At 50.0% G+C, this 9,711-nt stretch carries 11 protein-coding genes; 4 read left to right on the forward strand and 7 right to left on the reverse strand.

All coding sequences use genetic code 11. From position 1 onward, the window contains the following. Positions 1-777 precede the first annotated feature (777 nt). A complete protein-coding gene (locus JYP50_RS21465) occupies positions 778-1,269 on the forward strand; it encodes a DUF2938 domain-containing protein (RefSeq protein WP_206562626.1) in 492 nt (163 codons plus the stop codon). A 36-nt stretch (positions 1,270-1,305) separates the two neighbouring features. Here the strand turns inward: JYP50_RS21465 and JYP50_RS21470 are convergent, their stop codons facing one another. Next, complete coding sequence (locus tag JYP50_RS21470) at positions 1,306-1,932, reverse strand: LysE family translocator (protein ID WP_206562627.1); 627 nt, start codon at positions 1,930-1,932, stop codon at positions 1,306-1,308. Positions 1,933-2,246: 314 nt separating this feature from the next. Here JYP50_RS21470 and JYP50_RS21475 point away from each other — a divergent pair, with 314 nt between their 5' ends. The 3 genes from JYP50_RS21475 (at position 2,247) to JYP50_RS21485 (ending at position 4,786) form a co-directional block, all read left to right on the forward strand. After that, on the forward strand, positions 2,247-3,146 hold the full coding sequence (locus tag JYP50_RS21475) for a tyrosine-type recombinase/integrase (protein WP_206562628.1): 900 nt from the start codon (positions 2,247-2,249) through the stop codon (positions 3,144-3,146). A 1-nt stretch (position 3,147) separates the two neighbouring features. Then, positions 3,148-4,191 (forward strand): IS91 family transposase, encoded by a 1,044-nt coding sequence (locus tag JYP50_RS21480; RefSeq protein ID WP_206562629.1) that lies wholly within the window; start codon positions 3,148-3,150, stop codon positions 4,189-4,191. 412 nt (positions 4,192-4,603) lie between these two features. After that, entirely contained in the window at positions 4,604-4,786 is a 183-nt protein-coding gene (locus JYP50_RS21485) for a hypothetical protein (protein ID WP_206562630.1), read from the forward strand. A 97-nt stretch (positions 4,787-4,883) separates the two neighbouring features. On the opposite strand, the gene JYP50_RS21490 is transcribed toward JYP50_RS21485, so the two are convergent. From JYP50_RS21490 to JYP50_RS21515, 6 genes are all read right to left on the reverse strand, one after another. Then, entirely contained in the window at positions 4,884-5,237 is a 354-nt protein-coding gene (locus JYP50_RS21490; RefSeq protein ID WP_206562631.1) for a nuclear transport factor 2 family protein, read from the reverse strand. A gap of 151 nt (positions 5,238-5,388) precedes the next feature. Beyond that, positions 5,389-6,957 (reverse strand): transposase, encoded by a 1,569-nt coding sequence (locus JYP50_RS21495; RefSeq protein ID WP_206562632.1) that lies wholly within the window; start codon positions 6,955-6,957, stop codon positions 5,389-5,391. Between the two features lie 152 nt (positions 6,958-7,109). After that, positions 7,110-7,643 (reverse strand): NAD(P)H-dependent oxidoreductase, encoded by a 534-nt coding sequence (locus tag JYP50_RS21500; protein ID WP_206562633.1) that lies wholly within the window; start codon positions 7,641-7,643, stop codon positions 7,110-7,112. A gap of 71 nt (positions 7,644-7,714) precedes the next feature. Continuing rightward, positions 7,715-8,236: a dihydrofolate reductase family protein gene (locus tag JYP50_RS21505; RefSeq protein WP_206562634.1), complete on the reverse strand. Its 522-nt coding sequence runs from the start codon at positions 8,234-8,236 to the stop codon at positions 7,715-7,717. Positions 8,237-8,335: 99 nt separating this feature from the next. Further along, positions 8,336-8,767 (reverse strand): hypothetical protein, encoded by a 432-nt coding sequence (locus tag JYP50_RS21510; protein WP_206562635.1) that lies wholly within the window; start codon positions 8,765-8,767, stop codon positions 8,336-8,338. Between the two features lie 156 nt (positions 8,768-8,923). Next, the gene (locus tag JYP50_RS21515; protein WP_206562636.1) at positions 8,924-9,511 is read right to left on the reverse strand and encodes a DUF4760 domain-containing protein; all 588 of its coding nucleotides are present in this window, start codon (positions 9,509-9,511) and stop codon (positions 8,924-8,926) included. Between the last annotated feature and the right edge of the window lie 200 nt (positions 9,512-9,711).

Here is a 9,711-nt window from a genome sequence, read left to right on the forward strand (position 1 = left end):
GGCTGATCGCGTCCAGCTTGAATTCTTTCGAATACTTCTTTCTCGAGGTCATGTAGTACAGTCTCCAGTTGAGGGTATTATCCCTTAACTGGGCTGGCCACATCCATTGAACCACTCCACATAAACCCCACGATCTAACAGTTGAGACGTAGCTAGCTCATACTCAAGTGCATCTTTGGCCCAGATAGGGGCTGGCTTAACCAATGGACGCCTAGCGCAAGATAAATGCCCCGAAACTTCTTTTACATAGAGAACCTTTTCACAGATGAAACTTGAACATTGAGCTATAAATAACTCTTTCAATGGTTTGCACGATAGCGCATGTGCGCCGGGCGCCATGCCCAAGACAAGAACTATTACTGTGATAACTCTATGTATCATTCCGTGATCTCTTTCACTTAACATCGCCAATAGCGACAGCCTTGGCGCGGCGAAGCCACGGAAAGACTGTCCAGAGCACGTATTACTCGACGTTGCCTGGTTTTGTGAAATGAGGACCTCGTTAAAAACAGAAATCCCGCGTTATTAACAGCAGTTATGTGAATCATAGTTCGTGATTGGGAGGCCACTTCCCATTTTCGCTTGGAAGCAGTTTATAACTCGCCGCACCCAAAAATACAGTGAATGATCCTTCTTCTCATAGTCGCGCAATATTGAGGCCGGTAATCCATATCCTTTGGCGATCTCCGAAATCTCCAAAACCCACCTTGACTTAAAGCCGGCTTTAGGTTGTAGGCTTGCATCGGTTAGCAGTCATAGCAAGCAACGGCGACGTATATGAACGATAGTTTTTTGATAGTTTTAACCGGGATTGGAGCCACGGCGGTGATGGACTTGTGGTCCGTAGTGAGGAAGCTGTTGTTCGGCATCCCGCCGGCAAACTGGGGGCTGGTGGGACGCTGGATAGCATACCTGGCACACGGCCAGTTTCGTCACGACCCCATTACGGCAACACCGTCTGTTCACGGAGAGCGCTTTATCGGGTGGACTGCCCACTATTTCATAGGCATAGCCTACGCTGTACTACTAGTCGCCATCTACGGAAGTGCATGGATTCATGATCCATCGGTTGGCCCCGCGCTCACAGTGGGCATTGCAACCGTGGCAGCGCCATTTTTTATCATGCAACCGGGAATGGGTGCCGGAATTGCCGGCTCCCGAACACCCAGGCCGAATGCTACCCGGCTACAGAGCGTGTTGAATCACGCTGTCTTTGGATTGGGTATGTATGTATCTGCTTGGGGGATGAAGCTAGCTTTTTCCACTTGAGCTCTCTTTCTTGACTATCTACTCGCGGCTGGAATGCTATTTCCCGATTTCGCCTGTAAGAAGTTTATAACTCGCCGCACCAAACAATACAGCGAATGCACCTTCAAACACCCCTTTGGATTTCAGGTATACACGCCTTGCGACACCGTTAGAGAAAACAACGGCATAACCAAGGAAAATGCACGCACTGACTACTCCAACTGCAAAAATCACCGATAACAACTCGAAGGGCTGCGCTGTTGCAGGAACGCCTATTGAGTAAAGAGAACCAAAGAATAAAACGGCTTTTGGATTGGTGAGGTGTATTAGCAATCCCTTGAAGTAGCTTTCTTTTGATGTTGTCGCGAGACTTTCTGGCAGGATTGGCTGCGACGAACTGAATACAGACCGAAGGGATTTGAAAGATAGGCACAAAAGATAGATTGCCCCGCAGTACCTCAGGAGTTCAAACGCCCACACATTGGTATGCAGTATCGCGGCAAGGCCAAATGCCGCTGCCGTAGACCACAGCAGCGAACCAGTAAGAACACCGGAAGCAAGCAACAGGCCGGAATAACGGCCATGGCTCATGGAGGCGCCGGCTATGGCAAGCGTCGCCGGCCCCGGACTGCCAATCGCCGCAAAAGCAGATACGACTATAAGCAGATAATTAATTTCTTGCATTGACTTCCCGAACCTCACCCAGGTAATGGCGTCGGCGGCGGCATGATACGGGCTCTAACGCACCTCCACTGCCTGCGTTCTAAGTCAGCTTCCAAGATCCAACTTCATTTCCAGCATGGAACCACGAAAGCCAAACTTCTCATACGCGCGGACCGCGGAGCTATTCTCCACATATACGTGCAGATAGAAATCCCTCAGTTAAACACCTTGTTGAACGAAGCCGCTGCGCGGCAAGAGATCTGCACCGATTCCCTCCGATGAGTAAATAATGCCTCCACGTGCCAACGCCCGGCACGACCACAGGAGGCATTATCATGAACACAGCACAGCAACAGAAGTTCCAATCACTGTACCGCAAACATGTTAGCGCGTTGCGCCGGCAGGGCAAAGCCGAACGCACTATCGATTCCTATGCGCGCGCCGTCCGGCGGGTCACCGAGTTCTGGGACACCTGCCCCGACACGCTAACCCAGGAACAGCTCGAAGCCTATTTCTCGTCCCTGGTTGAGACCCACTCGTGGTCAACCGTAAAGGTGGATCGCAATGGTCTGCAATTCTTCTACCAGCACGTTCTCAAGAAGGACTGGGTCTGGGTGGACATCGTTAAACCGCCCAGGAAAAAGCTGTTGCCCGACATCCTCACCCTCAAGGAGATCGAGCGACTGATCAACGGTACACACGAGCTGCGCTACCAGACCTTTATTCTGGTGGCCTTCAGTATGGGGCTGCGCCTGGGCGAAGCCTTGAATCTGCGTGTCGGGGATATCGATGGCGAGCGCATGAAGGTGCACGTTCGCCAGGGCAAGGGCTGCAAGGACCGCTTCGTGACCCTGCCCGAGGTCAGCTTGCAGGCCCTGCGCCGCTACTGGGTCACTCATCGTAACCCTGACCTGATATTTCCTCGGGGCCGCAACCCGCAAGAACGGGCCGAGGCCGCCGAGCCGATGGACCGCGGTGGCTTGCAAAAGTCCTTCAAGGCCATCATCCAGGATTGTGGTATCCGCAAGGCGGTCACCATTCACACACTGCGCCATTGTTACGGGGCGCACCTGGTCGAAGCCGGCGTGAACCTGCGCGCTATCCAGCACGCAATGGGCCACGACTGCCCCAAGACCACGGCGCTGTATACGCAATTGACCGAGGTCACCCAGAGCGACACCGACCAGCGCATCAATCGGCTGGTTGCGAAGATGCGTATCCGCTGGGGTTGCTGAGATGGACCTCGCAACCATCTTTGAGCGCTACCGGGAGCGCTTTCTGGCGAGCCATGGCCGCACGCTGACCCCCGATCAGTGGTCCGCCTACCAAGCCATCACCGGCTGCCGTACCGGGCAGTACGGGGAACTGGCGCTGGCGTGCCAGGATTGCCACCGGCCTGGCACTCGCTTCTGTTCTTGTGGGCACCGTGCCTGTAACCAATGTCAGCAGGAAGCGGCCCAGCAGTGGTTGGCGCGCCAGCAGCAGAAGTTGTTGCCAGTGCCGTACTACCTGGTGACCTTCACGCTGCCGCTTGAGCTACGAGAGCTGGCCAGACGGCATCCCCGTATGGTCTATACCCTGCTGATGCGCTGTGCCGCTGAGACCTTGCGGCGCTTCGGCCGCAACAAAAGAGACTTCGCCGCCGAACTCGGCTTGTGTGCGGTATTGCACACCCATACCCGTCGACTGGATTACCACCCTCACGTCCACATCGTGGTACCGGGTTGTGGTGTCCACCGAGCCCGGCGTGAATGGCGAGGGCTCAAGGGCGGCTACCTGTTCAATGGCCGGGCACTGGCCGCCGCCTTCCGCGGCGCCTTCCTGCATGCCCTGGCGGCCAGCGGCCTGACACCACCGTCTACGCCGCGACGCTGGGTCGCGCACTGCAAGCAGGCCGGGCGCGGCCTCCAGGCCTTGCAGTACCTGTCCCGCTACCTGTACCGCGGCGTGATCAGCGACCGGAATCTGCTCGCAGACGATGGTGAGCGCATCACCTTCCGCTACAAGGACAGTCGCCGCGATCGTTGGCAAACCCGCACCTTGACGGGCGAGGACTTCGTCGCCCTGGTGTTGCAGCACGTGTTACCGAAAGGCTTCCGCCGGGCACGGGATTACGGCTTCCTGCACGGCAATGCCCGGGATTTGCTGCGTATCGTACAGTGGGTATTGCGCACCCCGGTGCCAGAGCCGCTGAGGAAGGTCCTTGCGATGTTCACCTGTCCACACTGTCACGGGCGGATGCAGGTCTGTGGTGTGCGGCGACGCTGGGAACCGGGGTAAGCCTGGACCGGCGTCCTATGCCCGACATTCTCCAAACAGGGAGGGCATGACGGACTGATGGTACAAGAGTACTTTAAAAGTCGCCGGTCCGGTGAGGCTGGTGCTCGACTGAAGAAAACCCTTCTGCACCACGCTTCGCGCGTCCAGCCAGCTCCGCAATTACTTATTTGCCTATAAACAGTGACAGGCTTCGGGCTTGTTCAACAATGGGATAGGTCGCGGCTGATGCGCGACATATCCTTATTTGATATGTATTCTGAATCTCTCCACTCGCAAATGCTCTTTTGTAGACAGGTTTTCGAGCATTCAGGCTTTCATCTGACATGCTGGAATAATGCGCTCTCGCTTCACCCCTCAGTTGCCCAATGGTTGTGCGACTTACTCACTACTGGCTTGTCAAACGAATAAGGATATGTCGCGCATCAGCCGCGACCTATCCCTATTTGATATGTGGCTTGGTTTGGTGGTGCGTTATGAAATAGTCGATCCCTTTGGTTTAGCCAAGAACATGGCGAGTATCGCGAGCGGACCAAATAGAGAACCCATCACCACCCAGAATGGCCGCGACAAACCCCGTTTCTTTGCTATGTCGTAACAAACTGCGCCACAAATGACGAAGATGACTGGTAAAACGTATACAGTACCCATCAAACCCTCCTGTTCAGAACATAGCGACGATTACCATCACCTTGTTAAAGGTCGTAGTGCGCATACGCTTTTATGACTTTACCATTGTCGCCAAAATAGAATACTTCGTTTGAAAGGCCAAGTACGCCCTCATATACTAGCGCGACGCTATTTGCACCTTGCAACGTATGCAGCAAAGTAAACTTTAAGTCTGGAAATTTTTCTAATGCTCCAGCCCAATAATTTCCCACAGCTTTTTTGCCTTTGAGTATTCCGGTTGGCTCTCCAATCAGCCTAGTAATTGCCGGTGATGACATTTCAAATTCGTCGTCGTAGTGTGAGAGAATCAGCTCTAGATCATGTGAGTTCCAAGCGTGAACCCATTCTTCTGCAAACTTTTGAGCTTGTTCTTTATTCATAATTGATACTTACCTCTAACGAGGCTGTAGAAAAACCGTCTTGGAAAGCGAACAAATCGCTCCTGCAGTTTTCCCGGAATTTTTAAAGCACAAATCGTTATCAGAATGCATTTTCGGTATAGATCTCTCTCATGTCCGCACAGGACGCCCTTTAGCTCGACAGCCTTCCGTAGTTCTTGAGCTTTTCGATATTATGCACCATACAGTACAGTTGCCATTGTCCCTGAACCTTGGCTTTTCCGCGTAAACTGAATCTGTTCAGGCGCTTATTGAAGCCCATGTTACCAAAAACGGGCTCCACCACTGACAATCTGTGGCCGTAAATAGCTTTGCCTCGATCACTGTCTACCCGGTGCTTCATCCAGTCGGTATAGGTGGGCTTGCGTTTTCCATCGATCTGAAACGATACCTGTCGACCGGCGCCTTTTCGATGATCGGCTGCTTTGGGGTTATGCATGCATCGCGTTTTTAGTGGGCAATGCCGACATTGCAACAGCCTTCCCTCAAAGTAAGCCGTGGGTTGACCTGTGCTGCTATCGCGTACACCGCGAAGACGGAGTGTTTTTCCCACTGGGCAGATACAGGTCATGGCCACGGGGTCGAATGTGAATTCGCTTGCCGGAATGACATTGCGTTTCTGCTGTTTCGGTTTGTTCTGGTGGCGCTTGCCGTGTTTGTCTTTCTGGCCCTGGAAACGAGGGTCTCTCGACCTGAACTGATTGTCGGGGATATAGGCATTGATTTTGCGATCATGCAAATACTTCATATTGGCTTCGTTGGCGAAGCCGGTGTCTGCGGTAACGATGGTCTTTTGGTTGAGCAGATTCTGACGAATCTTCAGCCTTTGGTACCGCTTTTCCAGTGATTCCAGAACAGGGCGCAGGGTGTGGTGCTCCTGACCATGACCGTATGCCTGGGCATCCACGATGATCTGATGTTTCTTATCGACGGTTGCGACGCCGTTGTACCCCTGAATTGTTCCCTTCGATGTCGTCATCTTCGCCGATTCATTGTCGGTGATGTTGCTTTTCACTTCCTTTGGTCGCTTACCTTGCCCCATCCGTGGGGCTTGCATCTTTAGGAATTGATCGATCCTGTCGAAGGCTTGCTCCAGCGTCTTGATCGTCTGCGCCTGTCGGGCGGCTTGCGGCGCGTCGCTCGGACCATTCTTATCCAGCTTGCGGTGCTCTTGAACGCAATGGCGAATCCGGCTGCGTATCTTCTGTTTCTTTTCCTCCAACTCCTTGAAGGTACCCGACCATTCCTTTGCTGCATTGGACGACATTTTGCAGCCGTCAATGGCAAAAAGATCATTGCCCAGCAAGCCTTGCTTGTGACAGACCAACAGAATCTGCTCGAACAACTGCTCGATTTCCTCTGGATAGCTGCTGACGAAGGCGGCAATGGTCGTAAAGTGAGGAACCGCGTCGCAGGACAGTGCCTTGAAGATGATGTTGGTTTCGCAGCACCATTGAATTTCGCGGCTCGATGTAATGCCGCGGGAATAAGCAAATAGCACGATCTTCAGCAAGATCGCCGGATCGTAAGCAGGCCGGCCACCATCGTCGTTTTTGTAGTGTTTATCGAAGAGAGAAAGGTCGAGCTTGTTATCGATCAAGAAGTGTATTGCGTGTTCAAAGGTGCCTGGCTGCAACTGTTCCTTGAAGTTGATCACCACCATGGTGTCTTGATTGTAGTTGTAGGCCTTGAACTTTGGCATTTCTGGAATCCTTTCACGCTACAATGCCATTTTACCGGGTTTTACTGATTGAAATTAGGTTTTTCTACAGCCTCAACGTGTTGCTAACCGGCGACCTGACGCGCAGCAGCGATTGGACTGTCCGGCGCCGGCAGGCGAAGTTGATTGACTTGTTACATGCCCGCATACGACGAAAGCAGTTTTGAATAAGCCTGTATATGCCTGGCAATCTCATCTTCAGTAACTCTATACGCGTTGTGCAGAATCAACGGCTTTGGATATAGCATGCTGCAAAACTTGGCGGTAACCTCAAAGGTTTTAAGAAAATCTCTGACGGGCTGCTCGTTCGAACCTTCAGTAGTATAAGTTTCTTCTGGACCACCGGCGCTTACTACTGAAACTAGGTTCTTTCCTTCGAGCGCCCTCCCATGCTTGCCATAAGCGAAATTTCTAACGAAGACCTTATCAAGCCACTCCTTTAGTAGTGCTGGGCAGCTATACCAATACAATGGGTGTTGAATTACGATGGTATCGAATTCAGTTATGAACTCCTGTTCTTTTTCGACATTAATTTTGAAGTCAGAATATTTGTCATAGAGATCATGGACAGCTACCCCTGGCATATCAACTGCGCAATCAATAAGCGGCTTGTTAATTTTTGACTCTGCCAAGTTGGGATGTGCTAAAACGATAACAACTTTGGTCATTCTAAAGGTGCTCCAGAATTATCAGCTTAACGCTGTGCTCTGCGACATCCTTACTTGTTATGCCATACTTTCTATACGACATCATAGGAGTTGAAAACGATGCCGCAGCCATACCTCTTTTGATCAATAAGTTCCAACGATATGTGTTTCGGAACTGAGCCGAACAATGGAATTCCAGCTCCAAAAACTACGGGATTTAGCTTAATTACGATTTTGTCTATTAATTTAGCCTTGACTAGCTGCGTTGCGATATCGGATCCTCCGCAAATCCAGATAGGTTTTTCTTTTTCCGATTTCAATTTTTTAACATAAGAGACAGGATCGGAATTAACAAGCTCCACAGCAGCATCAGGGCTTTCCTTCATGGTTTTCGAGAAGACGATTTGATGCATGTCTGGATATGGACTGGTTTTTCCTTCTTTAAGACCGACATCATAGGTTTTCCGACCCATCAAAACAGTACCGAATTTTTTTTGATCTTCAAAAAAATCTGAGACTACTTCGTCATCCCATTCGAATCCATCGATAGCGCCATTGACGTGAGCGATAAATCCATCCAAGGATGATGCAACATAATAAACAAGTTCAGACATAGTACCTCCAGCTATTGGTGTGGGGCATAACACGTCAGAGATCTGGTCGTGAAAAACCAGAGTAAAGCGGCTGTTTTTACGTCGCGCTGTCTTACCTTGTTATGCATTTTTCTTCTGCTCATACTGCTCTTGAGCGCTTTTCCCAACATTAGTAATTGCCCAAATTTCACCGTTTGACCCTGTGCCATTTTTGGCAAAACCACGCGTCATTAAAGAAAAAAGTATAGACTCCGTTTTATTCAACGGTAGCGATACCTCACCAGAAACTGTTCTAGCATATCGCCATGTGTATCCCGGCTTCTGGAGAGAAACGAGTATTCTAGCTTCCTCATTCGATAGAACATCACTCTGTATAGCTTGCTTCTTCTGCTCCGGACTTGGTTCAGTTTGGTTTTCAATGATGGTATGAACCATATTCATCTCAGCTTCGAATCCAGCACCTTTGAAGCGTGAAATCTTATCTAAATTTGAGAAAGCCAGTCCAATGGCGCCGGCCAATATGGCTAATCCCATTTCCCCGGCTAGTTCCATAAATCCGAGAACACTGCTTACGCAAAGCAGGACAATAAATGAGGATGCTTGAAATAGAGCTATAATCGCTTAGCCCTCTTTATGCATAACGTCGTGCTTCAGTGGCGTGGAACGACACGCGAACGGAACATCCGACTGCAAGTGCTTTGTTAGCTTTTATAAGGATGATTTTAAACCTCTTGAATTTAGCCTATTTTGATTTTCCTTTTCCATTCTCTTTTTTCTTTTAGTCTGGATCTTTTGGTTTTTAACATTCCACCTTATTGCAATTTTTTCTAATTCGACGAACAAATCAAAATCATCAGCAAGTTTACGATAAACTTGCGTTATATACGGCTCGAACAGTATCCACGCCGATACCACCTCATCGGAATGGAAGCTATAAGCCAAATCTTCATCAAGCGCACCAAATGATACTCCGGAACAATAAAGTTCGAGATAATTTAAGTAATCAATAATTGCGAATCGAATTTCACTATTATCCTTTATCAAGGAGAAATGCTCTTCAGCCAATTCGTCAAGCTCTAGCAGATGAACCCCTTTAGAATCAAAAGCAGAATGTAACTTTTGTTCTAATTTTATATGGTGTTCATTGCTATGCAGTGAATAAGTAGAATTGGCTCGATTCCATAGTCTAGTCTGGCGAAGCTGCATTGCCATAAAAAGCAAGGCAAACAATCCTAGAGTAGTAAGCACCAGCTGTATTGTAGGAACATACATAAGGTTAAATTCAGATAGAGTCATATTTTTCCTTTAATATTTGTCCGCCCCACAAAAAGTAGACACCTAAACTAAGCTGCTAATGCAGCTTTCTCCTCAAATGCCAGTAAGTATCCCCCGGCAAAGCCGGGGGCTTTAGTTTGTGAGCCGCTCAAAGCGGCAATAGTGACGGAGCCTCCGGCTCCTTGCGACCCCTAAAGGGGTCGGGTCACATCAGTTTTAAC

It is taken from the genome of Parahaliea mediterranea, assembly GCF_017255185.1.
Taxonomy (GTDB): Bacteria; Pseudomonadota; Gammaproteobacteria; order Pseudomonadales; family Halieaceae; genus JAFKCZ01.